Genomic DNA, 20,135 nt, shown 5'->3' with positions numbered 1-20,135 from the left:
TCAAACACGAACAAGGCTCATCGAACCATGATGAGCCTTGTTTCTTTTTATTTCGCCAGCGAGTAGCAGACGATTTCCTTGTCGTTTCTGACAAAGATGCAGCGGTAGGCAAATGCAGGATGCGTCCAGACGATATCTCTGCCATTAGCTACCTGCGTAGGTTCGAGCAGGTTGCATTTGCCGATTTCTTCGTATCCGTTTGGTGACAACCGTGCAATGATCAGGTTGCCTTTCTCGTTGAAGATGAAGAACTGCTTTGATTCCTCGTGAAAAACCAGGAAAGCATTGGCCCAACGAGCCATGCGTCCTGCTTCAGCAGCTTTCATCGATTCCCAAACCCTTTCACCGGTATCGACCTTGAGACAACGCAACTGGCCATGACTGCAGATGCCGTAAATGTGACCATCCATGATAAAGGGCGTTGGCATGATGGAATGCAAGCCATCGGTGCGAACTTCACTGTTGCTCTTGCCCTTCCAGAGTAGTGATGCTTTCGGCTTTTCCCCCGGTTCAATTTTCAGCATCATCGGGCCGTTGTAGAATGCCGTAATAAACAGGCGGTCTCCGGGTAAGGCTTTTGGCATCGGCACGCTTAATCCAGCTTGAATCTTGAAAGGCTGAGTCCAATAGACATCGCCGGTCTCCGGATTCATGCCATTCACCGATTCCGGATGCCAGATGATGAGTTGCCTGACTCCACCCAGGGTGTAAATCACCGGCGGGCAATACCCTGGTTCTGCAGCGGTCAACGCTCGCCAGAGTTCCTTACCGGTATCATTATTGAAAGCAACTGCGACACTATCCTTGCCACCCACGATACAGATGAGCTTATTGCCATCGAGCAAAGGTGATGCAGACCAACCCCACATCGGACTTTTCACGCCGTACTCTTTCGGGAATGATTTTGACCAGAGTACTGTGCCCTTTTCGGCATCCAGGCAGAGCAGATCACCCATGGCTCCGAGTGAGTATACCTTCTTATCCTTTACGATCGGCGTGCAACGAGGCCCGGCAGCATAGCTGATATCGTACGTGCAATCATACTCGTGCTTCCAAAGCTCTTTGCCAGTGGCAGCATCCAAGCAGCGAATGGCTTCCTTGCCGGGTAAACCAACTCGTGAAAAATCACTCTTAGGCTTAGTGGTACCAGACTTGAGCGAACGATCATTGATGTAGACTTTGCCATCGGTAACAGCTGGACCGGCGTAGCCACTACCGACAGGAACACGCCACCTGGCTTTCAAGCCTGACTCAGGGAACCGTTCGATGATTCCAGTATCACGCCAGATGGCATCACGCTGTGGCCCCAGCCATTGGGGCCAATCCTGGCCTTCCAGCGTGCCAACCAGCATTATGGAGCAAAGCAATGTAAACATGTTGCCTCTCGTTAGATATCGAATTGCAGATTGTCGTTGGGTTGATTCTTCGTGCGAATGCGAAGCGATGGCTCGCCGATGATCACGCTGGAATAAGGCGCCACGGAATGGGACAACCGGACATTGGAACCGATGATGCTGTGATGCCCCACTGTCGTATCGCCACCCAGGACTGAAGCATTTGCATAAACTATGACATGGTCTTCGAGCGTTGGATGCCGCTTGGTAGTGCGAATCAGATTGCCCGCATCATCACGGGGGAAGTTGTAGGCACCCAGGGTTACACCCTGATAGAGCGTAACGTTCTGGCCTATGATGCAGGTGGCGCCAATGACAACACCGGTACCATGATCGATGAAAAACCGGGGACCTATCGAGGCTGCAGGATGGATGTCAATGCCCGTCTGGCTGTGGGAGTATTCTGCCATCATGCGGGGGATCAGAGGTACTTTCAACTGCAGTAGCGCATGCGAAAGACGGTATACCGTAATCGCATAGAGGCCCGGATAACAGAAGACAATCTCAGCGGTACTCGTTGCAGCCGGGTCACCATCCATAGCTGCCTGCACATCCTGCTCCAGTGATTTTCGAATAGCAGGCAATTTGCTCAGATACTGGTGTGCCCGCTGTTTGGCAATCTGTTCCACATCCTCTGAAGACTCCGGGCAATGAGGATCGTGCCGCAGTGCCCGACTGATTTGCCTGGATAAACGATCATGAAGGCCATCCAGCAAATCACCAACGTGATATGTGATATTGCCGAGGTGCAGGTTCTGTCGACGCGTATAGCCTGGATACACCAGTTCGAACAAGTCGTCGAGTACGCCACGAATCGCCTCCCGGCTGGGCATGGGATGCTGCCCCAGATGGCTGGCAATACCTGATGCGGAATAGGTTTCCACCAGCTTGGCGGTCAGCAGCGGCAACGGGTCCGGCGTGGTCATAGTGTTACTCCCGGGATTACTCTCTTCATTCTATGTGACTCTTCCTTCGATTGATATCATGAGGGAAAGTTGCCTCCACAGGAATTGGATATGCAGGTACTCCTTACTGCTGAGCAAATTCAGAAACGCATTGAGCAGATGGCACAGGAAATCGCCCTCGATTTCGGATCAGAACCCATCACCCTCATTGGAATACTTAACGGCAGCCTGATGTTCATGGCAGACCTGCTGCGAGCGTTAAAAGTACCCACCCGTATCGGGTTCCTGCGAGCTTCCAGCTATCGAGGCTCCACTACCAGGCCGGGACATCTGGAAATCCTTCCTGGATTAGTTCCCGATGTCAATGGGCGACATGTTATCCTGCTTGATGATATTCTGGATACCGCACGGACGTTGTCTGGCGTCGTCTCATTCCTGCGTGGCCAGGAGCCTGCTTCGTTGAAAGTCGCTGTGCTGCTCCGCAAACGGGGCAGGCAGGAAATCCCGTTTGAACCCGATTACACCGGCTTCGAAATACCTGATGCTTTCGTGATTGGCTACGGCCTCGATTTCAATGATGATTATCGCCAGTTGCCTTACATCGGTATTCTGGATGAGACCAAATTGCATCTAGCTCATCATCCTGAAGTAATCACCGAAGCGGTGATGGAAAATGCATTCAAAAGCTGAAAGGTAACCATGCCTGCTGCATTGGCTAATCTTCATGGTGTTATTCAACCACTTGCGGAAGCAAAAGTTTCCGTCCTTGATCGAGGCTTTCTCTTTGGTGATGCGGTATATGAAGGCCTGCACGTTGTTGATGGTAAACCTCGCTTTCTTGATCTGCACATGGCAAGGCTGGAACGAAGTCTATCGGAATTGAGGATCGGCCCAATAGATTTATCGCGATTGCGACAACGCATCAAAGATACCATTGCCGCGGGGCCATTCGACGAAGCGTTTCTTTATATTCAGATTACACGTGGCGCTGGCCCTACACGGTCACATGCCTTTCCGCCTTCTGGTACAGTGCCTACCGAGTTTCTGTTTGTTGAATCGTTCAAAGATCCCTACGGCGAGTTGCGACACACGGGTATTGCAGTAGTCACTCAGCCTGACTTGCGCTGGCACCGTTGTGATGTGAAGAGTACGAATCTGCTTGGCAACGTGCTGGCATTTCAGGCAGGTAAAGAACAAGGGGCCTCAGAAGCTATTTTGGTAAGGCCTGATGGCACTATAACAGAAGGCACCCGGTCCAGTCTGTTTGGAGTGGTGGATGGCATTATTCGCACCGGTCCGTTATCGCCCGACATTCTCCCCGGTGTCACACGCATGGTTACCGTGCAGCTTATTCACCAACTCAAGTTGCCTGTAACAGAAAAACACCTGCATATTACGGAAGTGGACAGATTGCAGGAGCTGTTTTTGACGGGAACTACTGCGGAAATATTGCCCATCAGTTCCATCAATGGAAAACAGGTTGGAAATGGTAAGCCTGGTGCCTTTACTTTGGCCCTGCAAAGAGCATTCATAGACTTCGTTAACCGGCAAAGTTAATCCAGAGGTCTCTATTTCACTCCGGCTTGCAGAAAATGGCAAATTCGGCTATCCAGATAATGTGATTCGTCACAGGAGATAGCGAATGCCCCGGGAGAATGGCTCAACCTACCCACCTGGATGGGTGATGGTGATCGGCAGCCTGCTGATTATTTTCCATTTGTTTTGTGCTTTGCACACTTCGTTGTTTACTTCCAGTGGCCCCTGGCCTACTCCCAATGGCAATATGCAGGCATTACCACCCCAGTTTGCAATCAGCATTGGGCGTTTCAGTGTGAATGGCATCAATCTACTGGAACAATATCAGCGTTTGTTGAGGATTTACAGCAGTTTTCGTTTCAGTTCCATTCGGCAGGAAACGCTCGAAATCAGTTTTGAAGGCATATTCAGAGATGCTGCTGGTAATGTCATCAGCAAGAAGAGTTTTCCCGATCCTGAAGCACCGTCCTCCATTCGATATCGACAAGTTCAGCTTGCACAGCAACTGGGTAATGATGAGCCTTTGCCACCACCACAAAGTGTTGTCATCGCAGCACCTGGAAAGACTCTGGAGAATGTTCGCTGGTGGCACCCGGATGGGGATAACCGCATGGTGCTGAAATCTGACAACCCCAATGCGGTTCCTCGCAATCAGAATTTCATGACGCCTTCAGCCTCACAGTATCTGATTGCCAAATCGTTTGCACGGTTCCTGGGACGGCAATATGAACAACCCAAAGTAGAGCTGGTGCGTTACTGGTACGAACCGGTGCTGCCCATGGTGCTGGTAGAGGATGAAGCACCTACTGCAGATGTTCTCAGAAGGTTTCAATCGAGCTATGGAGTGCTCCCCCAGTGAACGAATCAACAGCTTGGTATTCAGCCTGGGTCAGATTCTGGTTTGCCCGACGCGAACTGCTGGGGCTTCATGCTCTGCGCGTCTTCTTTGGAATTCTCGTTCTGTGCTGGTTGCTTCCCTTTTCGGGCTACCTCACCGACTTTTTCAGCTATCACGGATGGTTTGATCAGCAGGCCTTCACCGAGGCAGGCAGAACTGCTTCAGACATGGTTGACAGACAGAACTGGTCGCTGCTCTACGTACTTCCAGACAGTCCCGGAGCCTTATCGGCTTTCTATTGGGGCAGCATTGTCGTGGTCGCCTTGTTCACACTCGGATTCTTTACCAGGATCACCAGTGTGCTCACGTGGCTTATCGTCGTTTCGTTTACTGCCAATCCGCTCATCGAAATTGATACGGATGTGTTATTCCGCATCGTCTCCTTTTATCTGATGATTGGATACCTCCTGCTGCATATCACTGATACGAATGGTTCCTGGCTGGAAAAACTGCTTGCTCCCACCACGTACTGGATCGGCCGTTCGCTGAAAGATTCAAAGTCTAACTGTAATGCAGCCAATCTGGCGCTGCGACTGATGCAGGTGCATTTCGCACTCGCCATCTGCATCATGGGTCTGCACAAACTGCAGATGGCAGAATGGTGGGCTGGCGTGGCATTCTGGTATCCGGCACATCGACCTTCCACGCTGACACTCGAAGCCATCAACGACCTGAGGAGCCGGGCATCAAGCTATCTAAGCATGATCTCGTTAGCGGCGTATGTGGTACTGGCGTGGCAGATTTTCTTTCCGACTTTTGCCTGGAAAACGGGAGTATTTCGTTGGCTTTTGTTGGGCGGTGCAGTTGTCGGATGCGTAGGACTCATGATCATCTACCCGATTCCATTGTTGGGACCGATTTTTCTACTTATTTGCCTTTGTTATCTGACCGATGCAGAATGGAATCGGCTGCTTTCACCCTTGCTGCGTTTGGTGAAATGAACATTATGGTCAATAATACTGTTAGAGTGTAATTCACGAATGAAACAAAACTTGTCCAGGAGCGGATTCGCCATGCGACAGGCTGGCTACGTGCTTACGGTTCTACTGGTCGTTCTGGCATTCAGTTCAACGGGATGCCCCCCTGCTCCACCACCGGTGAATACCGCAACTGCCCCCACCACTACCGGGCCGGTGACTGATCCTCTGGAAAAACGCATGTATGAAGCGATCCAGATGATCGCCAAGCGGGAGCTTGATCCCTCCCATGGTTTCTGGACAGTTTTCCACGGTATTCTGGGTCTGGGGCCTGACCTGATGCTGAATGACAAGAAAGCAGGCAAGAAGGTCAAGGCGCTTGATTACATCCGCATGGGTGGCGAGATGCCTGGCTTACGTTTTGATATCCGTTCCCAGGGGCTTGATGTTTATACTGCAGCAGCACCCGACATGTTTTTCGCCCAAGGCCACCAGGACCAGTTTGTGGCGGAGATGGCACAGTGGGGAGTACCATTGTCGCTTCCCTTCAAGGTGTACGATAAAGACTACAAGTTTTCAGACTTTGTCAATTACTCCAAGTTCCGTGCCAGTGTCACACGCAAACAGGAACTAGCCTGGGCCATTCTAATAGTCTCTGAATATGAAGGAACACAGGTATCATGGACCAATCAGTTCAATGAATCACTGACGCTGGAAGATATGGTTCGCTACGAACTCGATTCACCCATGGATCCTGATGAAGCAGTCAAGATTGGACAACTGCCTCTGGCGTGCGGCGGCACCCATCGCCTGTTTGGTCTGTCGTGGGCGTTGAATGTCCATCTGCAAAACGGCGGTAAGCTCACTGGCATCTGGAAACGCATAGACGACAAACTCAACACTTACAAGACTACTGTTAAGAACATCCGCAACGAAGATGGTTCTTTTTCTACCAATTATCTGGTAAAGAAGGGCAATGTGTCGGATATCGGCACGCGCATGTCAACCACAGGCCATACCTTCGAATGGCTTGCGCTGGCTGCCAGAGATTCGGAACTTCGAGAACCCTGGATGGAAGATGCGGCCAGCTACCTGACGAAACTGGTCTATGATGTTCAGCTTGATCCAGTGGAAGGTGGAGCGCTTTATCACGCAGTGCATGGACTTCTCATGTACTATGCACGGGTATATGGAACAGAAAAACTGGGCCCCTACGCTCCCTATATGCGACTGGCGCCAGGCAATAAACCTGTCGTTCGCAAAACATCCTGATCATGGTGCCGTTTTATTTTCAGGTGGTGTAGCCAGGCTGGTGGGATGCTTGAAATTCCAGCGATTATAGGCCAGCCAGATGGCTGATAAGATAACCACCGGAATGATGATCATCACAATCCATTTCCCGCTGACACCTTGTGGTGGCTTCACTTGGTTTTCCATTTCGTTCCTCGGCGGTTACTTCCGTTATCTTATTGTTTCTGCAGGCACAACAGCAGTATCGGGTTGCCTGGTGAATGCACCAATCTCGCTTCGGAGTGCTCCGAAAACCCATGCAGCAGCATGGTGGCAATGATAGCTTCTGTTGCCGGGTTGTAATTGATGTACAACTTTCCTCCCGATTTCATCACACGAATCACCTCGTCTGCATTGATTAGTTTCATTGCCAATGCTTCTGTCTCCATCATCACAACAACATCAAAGCGATTATCTGGAAGTGGCAGGGGCGATAGCTCATCACTGTAAAGTTCGACCTTCTCAGCAACACCTTCTCGCCTGACATTCTCTTCGGCATTGGTAATAGCCATGTCATTTTGGCTTGATGCATATCGTGGATCGATGCCTACTACCCGGCCTGTTGTTATTTTCTGTGCCAGACTGGAAACTATGAAGCCAAGACCCGAATACAGCACAAGAACCTGCTCTTCGCCTTTCAGCAAGACTGCATCAACGACCTCTTTTCTCATCCGGAAGAGTTTTAGTTGATAACGCTGCTTCAGGAATTCGAACATGGCAATTACGATTAAAGATGCAATGCATATGTACGGACAAACGATGGCAAACGATTCTGGTAATGAAGCTGAAACGCGCCAGCAAACTACGGAGATAATCCCGATGGCAAATGATGACCAGATAACCACTCTATGCCTGCGAGGGGTCGCCTGGCCATAATCGGGTATAAGATGTCGAGGGGAAGGAAGCATCATGAACTCTATTATGGCATCCAACTGTCTTATGGCTTACAATGGCATCGAACATCATAACGGAGAGCGACTGACATGATCCGCATATTCGCCTCGGTTTCCGCACTGACACTTATCACCTTGGCAGTTTATTGCTCTAGGCTTTTGATTGAATCTGAAGCAAGTCCAGTTGCAGAAAATAAGGTAAGTGGTGTACTTAAAGTCGGTTTCGCCAAGCGCGATATCACACCCAAGGTTGGCCCTGGTGAACCACCGGTCTACATGGCTGGGTTTGGGCAGAATAGAGTAGCGACAGGCATACAAGACCCTCTGTTTGCCCGTGCGGTTGTGCTAGATGATGGCACTTCCAAACTTGCCCTGGTCTCAGTTGATATCGTGGGCTTCTTTTATCCCAATGCCCTGAATGTTCGCGGCGCCCTACCTGGCTATGCCCACGTCGTTGTCAGCAGCACCCATAACCACGAAGGGCCAGATACGCTTGGCTTGTGGGGGCCTTCGCCTGTTAAGAATGGCATCAATCCTGCGTATCTGAAACTGGTTGAGCAGGAAGTAATTCAGGCTGTGAAGGAAGCTGAGAAATCGCTGGCTGAATCCCAAGCCCGTTTTGGTGTCTGCAAAGCGCCGGAACTACTGGTTGATAAACGTGAACCGTATTTGTTTCACGAAGATCTCTATGTACTCAAATTCGAAAATACCCAGGGACAGATCAACGGCTTGCTCGTCAACTGGCATTGCCATCCTGAAACCCTGGCTGACAAGAACACCAAAATCAGCGCCGATTACGTTGGCTACTGCTGTGAAGCCTTGCAAAAGAAGTATGGCTGCCCCGTGGCATACTTCACCGGCACCGTTGGTGGCTTGATGACTACGCTGGGCCTTAAGGTGCGTGATGAACAGGGAACACTGCTGCCTGCCAACTCGCTGGAGATGACCATCGAGTATGGCAAGCAATTGGCGAAAGTAGCTGAACGTGCTGTAGATGCTTCTGTGCCGGTATCTTTAACGCCATTGAAAATCGACCGTCAGGAGTTTTACATACCTCTCGCGAATCCGCTTTACAAGATGGGACGCACCCTGGGAGTCCTGGATCGCGACGCGTTCCGCTGGAACGATAATCCGCTGCAGGCGGGAGAAAAATTGCCTGCTCGTAACTCTACAGGCAACATTTGCATGGTGACCGAAACCAGCCTGATTACGCTAGGCGATGTGCAGATAGCTTGCATCCCTGGCGAAATCTATCCGGAACTGGTGTTTGGCAAAGTGCAGGATCCTGTTGATCCTGGTGCAGATTTCCCGCAGGCACCCGTCGAGCCATCAATCTATGGTAGCATGCAGGCCAGGCACAAAATGCTCTTCGGACTGGCAAATGACGAGCTTGGCTACATCATTCCCAAAAGGCAGTGGGATAGCAAGCCACCGTTCTGTTATGGCAGAAAGAAAGATCAGTACGGCGAAGAAAACAGTTGTGGCCCGGAAATGGCCCCCATTATCTGCGATATGTTTCGTCAATTATCTGCAGATAAAAAATAACAGGCAGCCTGAAGGCTGCCTGTATCTATTGTGAGTTAAACACTTTTTACCCAGGAATAGTACTCAACTCGTCTTCTGGCTCTGTGACTAATTCCTTGTAGGCACCCAGGAGTTTTTTTGTAACCGGGCCAGCTTTTCCAGTGCCAATGGTGCGACCATCAACGGTAGCTACTGGAACAATCTCTGCAGCGGTTCCAGTCAGGAAGCATTCGTCGGCAATGTAGACATCAAACCGGGACAAAGCACAGATGTGGACGGTAATGCCATGATGCCTGGCGAGTTTGATAACGCACCGGCGCGTAATGCCATCCAGGATGCCTGCATCAATCGATGGTGTATACAGCTCGCCGTCCTTTACGAGGAAGATGTTATCACCAGAACATTCTGATACTTCACCCTTATGGTTCAGCATCAAGGCTTCCTGGCAATTGCTGAGCGTTGCTTCCATGCGTGCCATGACGTTGTTCAGGTAATTCAACGATTTGACACGAGCATTCGTGGCAGCTGGATGATTCCGCATGGTTCCCACAGTAGCAACGTTCAAACCAATGTCGTAGCATTCCTTGGGATACAGGCTGATAGTATCAGCAATCACAATCAGGCATGGCTTTTCGCATTTGCGTGGATCAAGCCCCAAACCACCTTCGCCACGGGTGATAATGGGACGAAGGTATTCACATCCCGGGCTGTTCTTGACCGTATCGAGAATGGCTTTCGCGATATCACGTTGTGACCAGGGCAATTTAATGCCAATGGCTTTCGCGCTGTCGCAAAGTCGTTCCACGTGTGCTCGTAGTTTGAACACTTTTCCATGGTAGACGCGGATGCCTTCAAAAACTCCGTCGCCGTAGAGTAAGCCGTGATCATACACGGAAATCTTGGCATCTTTCTTGTCGTAGAATTTGCCGTCGATGTAGACCTTCATGGTGTCGCCCTTGCTTGTCAGTGAGTTCGATTCAGACTCTTCACTGACAGGCCTTCAGGCACTCATCAGTTTAAGTCTTTCTATTCCTGAAGAGGCATGATGTCCCCCCTCAGGTTCACTCTTGAGCTGACCTCGTATCATGTGCAACACTTTACCGCTCTGCTGGGCCATATCGCGGTTATGGGTCACCATGATGATGGTCAGCCCTTCCTCGCGATTGAGTTCCTGAAGAAGTCGCAAAACTTCTCCACCGGTATCCGCATCGAGATTGCCTGTTGGTTCATCCGCCAGGAGAATCTGCGGCTGGGAAATCAAGGCACGGGCAATGGCTGCACGCTGCATCTCGCCACCAGAAAGTTCGCGTGGTTTATGACGCAGGCGATGCCCCAGGCCAACACGCTCGAGCATGGCTTGGGCAGCTTTTTTCAGTGTCTTGCTTCGTCCCAGCCAACCCAATGCTGAATGCCTGATCATGGCAGGGATTGAGACGTTTTCGAGCACCGTCAATTCTGGCAGCAGGTGATAAAACTGGAAAATAAATCCAAACGTCGTGTTGCGAAGATGATCTCGATCATGCAATGACAGATTATCAATTCGTCTGCCTTCCAGCCTGATTTCACCAGCGTCCGGCTTATCGAGAGTTCCCAGGAGATGCAACAGAGTGCTCTTACCGGAACCGGATGTTCCCACAATGCTGACAAAGGAACCTTTCTCCACCGCCAGGTCAACACCCTGCAATACCGGAATATCGATCCGGTACTTGTGATAGCTTTTCTTCAATCCAACTGTTGAAAGATGTTCCACAGTTTCGCCTTCTCAAAAATTGTCTGGGTAGTCCGCAGTCTATTCAAACCGCAACGCCCGTACGGGATGCAGCATGGCAGCACGAATCGCAGGCAGCACGCTGGCAGCGGTTGCAATGGCAATGGCGCCGATGTTTACACCCAGCAGCATCCACGGGCTGATTTGCACGGGAATCTTGTCAAAGAAATAAAGATCGCGTGGAAACACTTCCTGGCCACTGAGCTTGGAAATGACACCTTCGATTTCATTGATGTAATTGGTGAACGCGATTCCACCAAGTGTGCCCAGCCCCGAGCCAACGATACCAAGTAGCAACCCGTAACTGACAAATATACCCATGATGCCCCAGTTGGAGGCGCCAAGCGATTTCAAAATGCCGATGTCGCGAGTCTTTTCCACGACGATCATGTAAAAGATCGCCAGGATGCCAAAGCCTGCCACAGCAATGATGAGGAACAATAACACGTTCAAAATCGACCGTTCCACTGCTATGGCCGAGATGACCGGGCCGCCGATTTCTTTCCAAGTCTTTACTTCGTAAAAGGTCTCAGGAAACAGCGTATGCAACTCTGCAAGAACCTGATTGATATCCCGATCATAATCAGTCAGTTTGATTTCGAGTGATGTTGCCCTGTTGTGCATGGTCTGCAGTTGCTGCAAATCTTCGAGCGTGACGAAAATGACCATGGAATCGATCATGCTCATGTCGCTGCGAAACAGATCGGTCACGACGAAGTCTGCTGTATGGAAAGTCTGCATCCGCGTTCCACCATCATGACCTTCAATATCATCTCTTGTCGAAAACGTGAGTTTGACGAGATCGCCTGGATGAAGAATGATCCTATCGGCAGCAGTGGGGTTATTGGGATCAGCGTTAACCGATTTGGGTGAACGAATGGTTGCCAACCCCCAGCCTGCCACTGCTCCGAACATCTTTGCAGGAGGGAGCTCTGGTGGCTTGCCTGCTGCTGGCGCCGGTGGCAACTGATTCTGCGGCTTATTCTCACCCTGAACCTGAATGATGCTCGATCCATTTGAAGTTTGTTCAGGAGGCATCATGCCGGGAGGCAAGGTTGGCGTTCGCCAGAAGTTCTGATGAAAATTCTGAAAGTCTTTGAGTGCATCGCCACGCAGATCAAAGCACTTTGACGGATCTTGCTTGTTATCAGGATGCATCAGCCAGTTGGCAAAGTCGCTGGTTGCCGCCCGCGTGATGGGATCAATGCCGATCACCTTGATTGGCTTCTTAATAACTATGTCGCTTCGATCCAGCTTGTACTGAGCTAACGCAAAGGCTTCAATCACTGGAGCGATTTCAGCAATTTTAGGTCCCATCCGTTGCCTGATCGTATTCATCTTGGCTTGGAGATCATGGAATCCGTAAATCGATCTGGATTTGACGACCAGATCAGACTGCAAGCCTCGAAATCGATTCAACAGTTTGGACGAAAAACCAGCCATGACACTGTTAACAACCACCAGGGTTCCAACCCCCAGCATCACGCTGATAATGCTGGCTAACGCTAAATACCGTGTCCATAGATACCGCCAGCAAAGTACATATTTGTACATGATTGAACCTGAATAGCTGTTTCGATGCTCAGTAATAACTGTTTTGCACAAGGAAGTCATCGCCAACTGAGCAATGCAATTAAAGTGTAAGCAAATTAATGATAAAATAATGAAACATGAGTTAAACTGGATCAAATGATAATAATATTATGCTTATTCCTGCAAATATGGTAATATAAAAAAATGGATGATTGCCCACTTATCGAACAGAATCGATGACGCATCCCAAAGAAGAGCCTCAGGAAACCACTACCAAGATGTCTGTTGAAGGAACAGCACATCAGGAAAAGCCAAAGACTATGGTAATTAATGATATGGAAGTTGCCAATCGTCCACCTTCCACGACTGATGTTACTGATGATCTCAAGCAAATTGGCCCTTATCGCATTATCAAGGTTATCGGCTTTGGTGGTGTAGGTACTGTTTATGAAGCCGTCGATCATATTATCAATCGCCCGGTAGCACTGAAAGTTCTTAACAAGAAATGGCTTCAGGACGACATCGTTAAAGAACGATTCATGCGGGAAGCTCGCCTGTGTGCCATGATCAAAAGCCCGCACGTTCCGCTGGTACATGCGGTTGGTGAGGATAAAGGCATTCCTTACCTGGCCATGGAACTGCTCAATGGCTTTACTCTTGATCATCTGCTCAAGACCAATCATCAGTTTTCCATTATGCAGATCACTCGGTTAGGACGGGAAATAGCCAAAGGGCTGTCTGCTGCCCATGCCATGAAGTTGATTCATCGGGATATCAAGCCCAGCAACATCTGGCTGGAAACACTTGCTGACCCTACCGGGGGCGACCGGAAAATGTTCCGTGTGAAGATTCTTGATTTCGGTATGGCCCGCCTACAGGAACAAACACAGGGTTTGACTCGTCACGGTGTAATAGTAGGAACACCGCTTTACATGTCGCCAGAACAGGCAACCAGCGGCAAAGTGGATGCCCGTTCCGATCTCTTCAGTCTGGGCATTGTGCTCTATCGTTTATGCACGGGCAAGTTGCCCTTCCCCGGGGAAACCGTTGCCGATGTGATTTCCAAGCTGGCAACACAGGATGCGCCTACGGTCAAGGAAGTCAGTCCGCATACGCCGACGAAACTTTCGCGGCTTATTGAACGGATGATGAAGAAAGATCCGAAAGACAGGCCGCCCGACGCCATGAACGTGGCACGACTTCTGGAAATCATTGAAGCAGAAGAACAGGCTTCACCAACTCCTGCACCCAAGCCGATCAAGGAAGAACTCAGCAGCCCGACTGTAGTTTTGCCTCAGTTAGTCAATCCTCTGAAACCCTGGCTGATTGCCTCGGTAGTTCTGAATGTGGTGCTGCTCATGGCCCTGGTGTTCATGCTGGGCTTTTTGCTGAAATAGCAATTAAGCCGTTGCTCAACAATCAATGAGCAGCCTTGGCTGCTGTACGAGGTCTGGCTGCATGGACTGCCATTCCATGTACCGCTTCAGTTGCTTCCAGGAAGGTCTCGGCCAGCGTAGGATGCGCGTGAATGGTAGCTGTAATATCCTCCACGGTTAACGCGTTTTCCACGGCTATCGTGGCTGTTGCCAGCATTTCAGAAACGTGTGGACCAACCATTCTCACACCCAGGATCACATCGGTCTTCTTATCAGCAATCACTTTGACAAAGCCATCCTGTGCATCCATCGATTTGGCTCGGCCACTGGCGGCAAAAAACATTTTGCCAACGGATACTTCATACCCGGCGGCCTTGGCATCCTCTTCCGACAATCCACAGTACGCAATTTCCGGATCGGTGAAGATGACCGCTGGGATAGTACGGTTGTCAAATGCAGATTTCTTTCCAGCAAGAACCTCTGCGGCAACGGCACCCATACGATGTGCCCGATGTGCCAGCATCGGCTGACCAGTGCAATCACCAATGGCAAAAATATGTGGTACTGAAGTCTGGCACTGTTCATTGACCTTGATAAAACCTTTTTCCACTTTGACACCTACAGCTTCCAGACCAAAATCATCGGTATTGGGTGATCGGCCGACACACACCAGTACGCGATCATATTCTGATACCGTGGCAGTTCCATCTTTAGCCTGGACTGTCACCTTCACGCTGTTCTTGCCTGGAGTAACTTCCGTTACCTTGCTTTCGAGCTGGAATTGTACACCCTTGGCTTCCATGTGCTTTCGAACGATACGGGTCATATCTGCATCGGTGCCTGGTAGCAGATGGTCGAGCATTTCAACAATTGTAACCTTGCTTCCCAGTGAGGCAAAGCAGCCACCGAGTTCCATGCCAATGTATCCACCGCCCACAACCAGAACGCTGTCTGGCAGATAGTCGATGTTGGTAGCTTCATCCGAAGTGATGACGCGTTCGGAACGCACAAAAGGCTTGGGCATCAAAACCCGACTGCCCAGGGCCAGGATTGCCCGATTGAACTGGATTTTGAGAGACGATCCAGAAGCTGCAATCTTGAGTTCATTCGGACCCGAAAGGTATCCCCTGCCCTCGAAACGTCGAATGTTGCGTGCCTTGGATAAACCATCGAGGCCGCCGGTCAATTCCTTGAGTACGTTATCTCGCCATGCTGCCATCTTCTTGATGTCGAAACTGGCTTTGCCCGAAATGGAGATGCCCATTTTTTCCAGGCTGGCTAACTGGTGATACTTTTCCGCTGCAGTGATCATGGCTTTAGAGGGTATGCAGCCTCGCAACAGGCAGGTGCCCCCCAGGCGTGCATCTTCTTCCACCAGGGCTACATCGAGGCCGAGATCGGCAGCATGAAAGGCAGCTGCATACCCGCCAGGCCCACCGCCTACCACAACCACATCGACCTGTTCCTTGAAATCACCGATAACCATGAATCGTTCCCTTTGACAGAATCACCCTGTTCGCTGCGCAGCATCATCCCGATTGTGATTATTCCACTTGAACACTTCAAGAGATCAGGCATCCATCAGCAACAACAGCGGGTTTTCCAGATACTCTTTAATGGCGTTGACAAAGCGAGCAGCAGCAGCGCCGTCGATCAAGCGATGATCAAACGTAAGACACAATGGCATCATTTTCTTCGCTATGATGGTTTTGCCATCAGTATCGAATGCCAGGCGTTCCTGCGTACGACCAAGCCCCAGAATAGCTACTTCAGGCCAGTTAATGACAGGCGTAAAACTCAACCCGCCAATGACGCCGATGTTGGTGATGGTAAAGGTGCCACCCTGCATCTGCTCCCGCTGGATCTTGCCGGTGCGTGCGGCTTCCGCCAATGAAACTATTTCACCAGCCAGTTCGCTGATGGGTCGGCTGTCAGCATTTCGCAACACTGGAACCAGGAGCCCTGCGGGTGAATCAACGGCAATTCCGATGTGATAATACTTCTTGTAGACCACTTCCTGCTTGTCGTCATCGTAGCTGGCGTTGAAATCAGGAAACCGCTGCAAGGCAGCAGCGCAAGCCTTGGCCACTACTGCCAGACTGGTCAGCTTGATGCCTCGTTCCTTGGTGATGTCTTTGGCATCGCTTCGAAACTTTTCCAAGGCAGAGATGTCTGCTTCATCAGTATAGGTAACCGCAGCGGTGACCTGAGATGAAATGGTCATTGCCTGCACGATACGACGGCGAATGGGTGAAGCGGGCTTGCGTTCTGATTCGCCAAACCTTGAAAAGTCAGGCAGCATGGGTCGGGGGAATGTCAGGCCACCACCTTCGCCATGCGTTGCGATAGGAGCCATCAGATCATCCATGGCCCGCCCGCCACCACTGACAAACGAGAGGACATCCTCCTGAGTGATTCTACCGCCAGGGCCGGTGCCTCGAACATTTTTCAGATCAACACCTTTTTCACGTGCGAGTTTACGTGTAGCCGGTGCCGCCAGAATGGTGGATGGATTGAGTACAGCGGAACTTTCTGGCAAAGTCTTTTGTGCGACAACTGGAGCTGCGGGCGCAGAAGCAGCCTTGGGTGTTGCAGGAACCGCAGGAGCTGGTGATTTTATTTCTGCTGCGGCAGGTTTGGTAGCGACTGGAGATTTGGCTGGTGCTGCTTTGGCTGCAGGTTTGGCTGGTGTCTTGGCAGCAGGCGCCGTACTGCCAGCAACTTCAACTGTAAGAATGACCTGGCCTACCGGAATTACATCACCGGGCTTGTAGTGTAGCTTGACTACCTTACCTGCAAAAGGACTTGGAAGCTCTGTGGTTGCCTTATCGGTTTCCACTTCGGCAATCGCCTGTTCCGAGGCTATAGTCTCCCCTTCTTTGACCTTCCATCCCACGAGTGTGCCTTCTTTGAGACCTTCACCCAAGTCGGGCAACTTGAACTCTTTTTGAGCCATGTGTAAATTCCTGCTGGTAAGCCATGCACTGATAGTGTTTTGATAGGAACCAGACGCACTGGTTCAAGTAGATGTGCTGGGCAACGTGCAGCAATGTGCCCATAAGGTTAGATTTGTAATGGGTTCATTCACTTTGCACTGCTGGAAAAGCTTCAGGCCACATGCAATGATCATGTGGCCTGTTGATGATGTCACCGGTCGAATGGAAACTTACTTGGCTTTTTTCAGGACAAACAGCAAGTGACCGTCTTTGCCAGCAAATTCCTTCGGCAGTTCTCCACCTTTGTCACTGACACACATGTGCAGAGTGTCGCCATCCCATTTGTAGATACCCTTTCGGGTCTCGCCGTTAGCTGTGAAGGAGGCAGTTGCATGTGGCTTGGCAGCGCTATCCAGTTTGAATTCACCTTCTTCACCAGAACCGTCAGCCAGCTTGGCTTCAAACTTTCCCTTGGTGAACGTCAGGGAAAATCCTTTCACAAAATCTTCGGGCAGGCTTTCGCCATTCATTTCGCCCTTGGTCATTTCCCATTTACCCTGAATCTTGTCTTCGTCTTTCTTTTTATCATCCTGGGCAATGGAAAAACCAAGTGCAAACAGCGCCAATGACAATGTAGCGATCCACTTCACTTGACAATCTCCTATTGAATGTACGCTGCACTATCTGGGCAGACCAGCCCGATACATGCAGCAAAGTTGTGGACATTATATGTTCACCAGACGCGAGTCAAATAACTTCTTGAAGAACATTGAGCCTCATTAATCCTCTTCGTCTTCCTCTTCTTCATCGTCTTCAACTTCTTCATCCTCCTCGTCTTCATCGTCCTCATCGAATTCTTCTTCGTAGAGCTCTTCACCTGATTTACCTTCCGAACGACGCTTGGAAACCCTGAATTCGTATTGAACGTCTTTGTTCAATAACGTCAGTAGTCCCCATATGCCAAAGAGGTTTAGCGAAAGCGTACCGACAATCATGGAGAACATTGAAAGCCGATAGTTTTCCAGTTTCTTCATCGATTCTGCACCTGCTAACTGCAGGCCATAGACCAGCAACGCAACGACTAACCCACCAGTGATAATGCCCCAGAATGGCAGTGGAGGCAGTCTCTGCGGTGTCAGCATGGGAATCACGTCCTGAACGAACAGATATCGCGGAAGTGATTTAATTCCACCGGTATTTATGAAGCCTTCCGTTTTTTCCGCTGCTTCCATGTTGTGGTTGGCTAGTACAATCACCATAGTAAGAAACAGATACAAAAATACCCAGAAAATACAGGCACTTAACGCTGCTCGTTTGATGAATTTAGCAGGTAACCCAACCAGTTCCCAAGCTTTATTTCGATGTCTGACACGATTGGCATCTACCACCATCTGATCGACTGCTTCGCCCTGTGCTGATTTTTTTATCTGCTCCGGTGAAGGCTTATCTTCCTGAATGAGATAAGGCGTCGCTTCATCAATCTCCGCAGCTGTTTTTCCAACTGCAACAGTCGCTGTGCTCGACAATGGCGCCTGGAAAACCTGCTGGCACTTGGGGCATTTCACTTTTTTACCCGAAGCATTATCTGGTAATCCCAAGGGTTTGGCACATTTTGGGCAAGCGACTCGAATCATGGGAACCTCAATGGTTGATGGAAGTATCGTAACTTATTGGCATTCCTCAGGCTAGAGTCTTGCTGGATAACCATGAAATTAGACTGGCTACCTGCTAAGAACCAGTTACGGTCGTGCGGACTTTTCGTACACAGCACGTATTATTCATGAAGTCTTGTCAAGTACCTGCTTTAGGATTGACGACAGAATGTACCGGCAAGAGTTGCTCTTCTGTGCTGGTTAGGATAAAAAGCATTTCTGTGAGATAAAAAGTAGTCTCTTGAATACTGTCTGACGTATACTTACATGAGTGCAGGTATACCTGTCAGATATTGTAGAGATGGCGTAACAGCCGAACCTCTCCCAGGGTCGAGAAGGGAACAGTGAACCTATGCCACGCACCGCTCTGAAGCAATTCACCATAGAGCATTTGCAAATCATGGATCAAGACGGGAATGTTGACCCGGCACTCGATCCAAAAATTCCTGATCAGGATTTGAAAGAACTCTATCGCACCATGCTGAAAGCCCGCATGGTGGATGACCGCATGTATAAGTTGCAGGCTCAGGGCCGTATGGGAACATTCCCGGGTGTGAAAGGGCAAGAAGGTTGCCTGGGTTACGGATATGCACTTGGCAAAGATGACTCGATCGTTCCCGCTTTCCGTGAAACTGCTGCATTGTTCTATCGCGGTGCCCCGATCAAGAATATTTTGCAATACTTCATGGGAATGGAAGAAGCGAATGTCTTCCCGCCTGAAGTCAAAATTCTGCCAATCCCCATTGCTATTGGCAGCCAGACGCTGCATGGTGCTGGTTTGGCCTGGGCTAATCAGATTCAGAACAAGCCCGGAGTGGTCCTGACATTTTTTGGGGATGGTGGCTCCTCCGAGGGCGACTTCCACGAAGCCTGTAACATGGCCGGCATCTTCAAGTTGCCGGTCATCTTCGTTTGTATCAACAACGGCTGGGCCATTTCGGTCCCTCGCACCACGCAATGTGCCTCGGAAACACTGGCCCAAAAAGCAGTCGGCTACGGCTTCCCCGGCATACAGGTCGATGGCAATGATTTCATGGCCACTTATGTTGCCTGCAAGGAAGCACTCGATCGCGCACGGAAGGGTGAAGGTCCCACGCTGATTGAAAGTGTTACTTACCGCCTGGGAGCTCATACCACCGCTGACGATCCCAAACGCTACCGCAGTGAAAAAGAGGTGGAAGTCTGGAAGCCTCGCGACCCCATGATCCGTTTCAAGGCTTACATGGAAAAGAAAAAACTCTGGTCAGAAGCCTGGCAGACCAAGCTGGAACAGGAAATTGCTGTCGAAATTGAGGAAGCTGTTCGTGAAGCAGAAGCAGAGTTCCAGGCCATCAATCCTTATGAAATGTTCGACCATGTTTACAGTGAGATGACACCGGATCTGGTCGCGCAAAAGGAACATGCACTCGAGTTCGCCGAGGAAGTTGCAGCTCTGCACCACTAGAAAACTTCCATACCATGCCGGTTACTGTCATCAGCAACCGGCCTGTTCATTATCCCCTTGAAATTGATC

General features: G+C 50.1%; 20 protein-coding genes. 9 read left to right on the top strand and 11 right to left on the bottom strand.

The window, feature by feature from the left end:
* Positions 1–47: 47 nt before the first annotated feature.
* The gene (locus JNJ77_14005; protein MBL8823699.1) at positions 48–1,376 is read right to left on the bottom strand and encodes a PQQ-like beta-propeller repeat protein; all 1,329 of its coding nucleotides are present in this window, start codon (positions 1,374–1,376) and stop codon (positions 48–50) included.
* Positions 1,377–1,387: 11 nt separating this feature from the next.
* Positions 1,388–2,320 (bottom strand): serine acetyltransferase, encoded by a 933-nt coding sequence (locus JNJ77_14000; GenBank protein ID MBL8823698.1) that lies wholly within the window; start codon positions 2,318–2,320, stop codon positions 1,388–1,390.
* Positions 2,321–2,410: 90 nt separating this feature from the next.
* On the opposite strand from JNJ77_14000, the gene hpt reads away from it, so the two are divergent.
* From hpt to JNJ77_13975, 5 genes are all read left to right on the top strand, one after another.
* Positions 2,411–2,989 (top strand): hypoxanthine phosphoribosyltransferase, encoded by a 579-nt coding sequence (gene hpt, locus JNJ77_13995; GenBank protein MBL8823697.1) that lies wholly within the window; start codon positions 2,411–2,413, stop codon positions 2,987–2,989.
* Between the two features lie 9 nt (positions 2,990–2,998).
* Entirely contained in the window at positions 2,999–3,856 is an 858-nt protein-coding gene (locus JNJ77_13990) for an aminotransferase class IV (protein ID MBL8823696.1), read from the top strand.
* 85 nt (positions 3,857–3,941) lie between these two features.
* Positions 3,942–4,694, top strand: a complete 753-nt coding sequence (locus JNJ77_13985) for a hypothetical protein (GenBank protein MBL8823695.1) — start codon at positions 3,942–3,944, stop codon at positions 4,692–4,694.
* A complete protein-coding gene (locus tag JNJ77_13980; GenBank protein ID MBL8823694.1) occupies positions 4,691–5,674 on the top strand; it encodes a hypothetical protein in 984 nt (327 codons plus the stop codon). Before JNJ77_13985 ends, JNJ77_13980 begins: the two co-directional genes overlap by 4 nt.
* A gap of 72 nt (positions 5,675–5,746) precedes the next feature.
* Positions 5,747–6,922, top strand: coding sequence for a hypothetical protein (locus JNJ77_13975; protein MBL8823693.1), 1,176 nt, complete (start codon positions 5,747–5,749; stop codon positions 6,920–6,922).
* Here the strand turns inward: JNJ77_13975 and JNJ77_13970 are convergent, their stop codons facing one another.
* Both JNJ77_13970 and JNJ77_13965 read right to left on the bottom strand, forming a co-directional pair.
* Complete coding sequence (locus JNJ77_13970) at positions 6,923–7,087, bottom strand: hypothetical protein (protein MBL8823692.1); 165 nt, start codon at positions 7,085–7,087, stop codon at positions 6,923–6,925.
* A 29-nt stretch (positions 7,088–7,116) separates the two neighbouring features.
* Positions 7,117–7,656, bottom strand: coding sequence for a methyltransferase domain-containing protein (locus JNJ77_13965; GenBank protein MBL8823691.1), 540 nt, complete (start codon positions 7,654–7,656; stop codon positions 7,117–7,119).
* On the opposite strand from JNJ77_13965, the gene JNJ77_13960 reads away from it, so the two are divergent.
* Entirely contained in the window at positions 7,655–7,816 is a 162-nt protein-coding gene (locus JNJ77_13960; GenBank protein ID MBL8823690.1) for a hypothetical protein, read from the top strand. The two genes, JNJ77_13965 and JNJ77_13960, sit on opposite strands and share 2 nt — an antisense overlap.
* A gap of 107 nt (positions 7,817–7,923) precedes the next feature.
* Positions 7,924–9,378, top strand: coding sequence for a neutral/alkaline non-lysosomal ceramidase N-terminal domain-containing protein (locus JNJ77_13955; GenBank protein MBL8823689.1), 1,455 nt, complete (start codon positions 7,924–7,926; stop codon positions 9,376–9,378).
* 46 nt (positions 9,379–9,424) lie between these two features.
* On the opposite strand, the gene ilvE is transcribed toward JNJ77_13955, so the two are convergent.
* The 3 genes from ilvE to JNJ77_13940 are packed head-to-tail and all read right to left on the bottom strand — an operon-like array spanning position 9,425 to position 12,679.
* Positions 9,425–10,303: a branched-chain-amino-acid transaminase gene (gene ilvE / locus JNJ77_13950; GenBank protein MBL8823688.1), complete on the bottom strand. Its 879-nt coding sequence runs from the start codon at positions 10,301–10,303 to the stop codon at positions 9,425–9,427.
* 54 nt (positions 10,304–10,357) lie between these two features.
* Positions 10,358–11,107: an ABC transporter ATP-binding protein gene (locus tag JNJ77_13945; protein MBL8823687.1), complete on the bottom strand. Its 750-nt coding sequence runs from the start codon at positions 11,105–11,107 to the stop codon at positions 10,358–10,360.
* 39 nt (positions 11,108–11,146) lie between these two features.
* Positions 11,147–12,679: an FtsX-like permease family protein gene (locus tag JNJ77_13940; GenBank protein MBL8823686.1), complete on the bottom strand. Its 1,533-nt coding sequence runs from the start codon at positions 12,677–12,679 to the stop codon at positions 11,147–11,149.
* Between the two features lie 215 nt (positions 12,680–12,894).
* On the opposite strand from JNJ77_13940, the gene JNJ77_13935 reads away from it, so the two are divergent.
* On the top strand, positions 12,895–14,055 hold the full coding sequence (locus JNJ77_13935; protein ID MBL8823685.1) for a serine/threonine protein kinase: 1,161 nt from the start codon (positions 12,895–12,897) through the stop codon (positions 14,053–14,055).
* Positions 14,056–14,077: 22 nt separating this feature from the next.
* On the opposite strand, the gene lpdA is transcribed toward JNJ77_13935, so the two are convergent.
* From lpdA to JNJ77_13915, 4 genes are all read right to left on the bottom strand, one after another.
* Entirely contained in the window at positions 14,078–15,520 is a 1,443-nt protein-coding gene (gene lpdA / locus JNJ77_13930) for a dihydrolipoyl dehydrogenase (GenBank protein ID MBL8823684.1), read from the bottom strand.
* 84 nt (positions 15,521–15,604) lie between these two features.
* Positions 15,605–16,990: a 2-oxo acid dehydrogenase subunit E2 gene (locus JNJ77_13925; protein ID MBL8823683.1), complete on the bottom strand. Its 1,386-nt coding sequence runs from the start codon at positions 16,988–16,990 to the stop codon at positions 15,605–15,607.
* A gap of 210 nt (positions 16,991–17,200) precedes the next feature.
* Complete coding sequence (locus JNJ77_13920; GenBank protein MBL8823682.1) at positions 17,201–17,620, bottom strand: TIGR03067 domain-containing protein; 420 nt, start codon at positions 17,618–17,620, stop codon at positions 17,201–17,203.
* Positions 17,621–17,749: 129 nt separating this feature from the next.
* Positions 17,750–18,604, bottom strand: coding sequence for a hypothetical protein (locus tag JNJ77_13915; protein MBL8823681.1), 855 nt, complete (start codon positions 18,602–18,604; stop codon positions 17,750–17,752).
* 370 nt (positions 18,605–18,974) lie between these two features.
* Between JNJ77_13915 and pdhA the strand changes: the two genes are divergently transcribed.
* Entirely contained in the window at positions 18,975–20,066 is a 1,092-nt protein-coding gene (gene pdhA / locus JNJ77_13910; GenBank protein MBL8823680.1) for a pyruvate dehydrogenase (acetyl-transferring) E1 component subunit alpha, read from the top strand.
* Positions 20,067–20,135: the final 69 nt, after the last annotated feature.

The sequence above is a fragment of the Planctomycetia bacterium genome, assembly GCA_016795155.1.
In the GTDB taxonomy this organism is placed as follows: domain Bacteria; phylum Planctomycetota; class Planctomycetia; order Gemmatales; family HRBIN36; genus JAEUIE01.
Note: the sequence above shows the minus strand (reverse complement) of the source record. Positions and strands in the feature narration are given on the sequence as shown.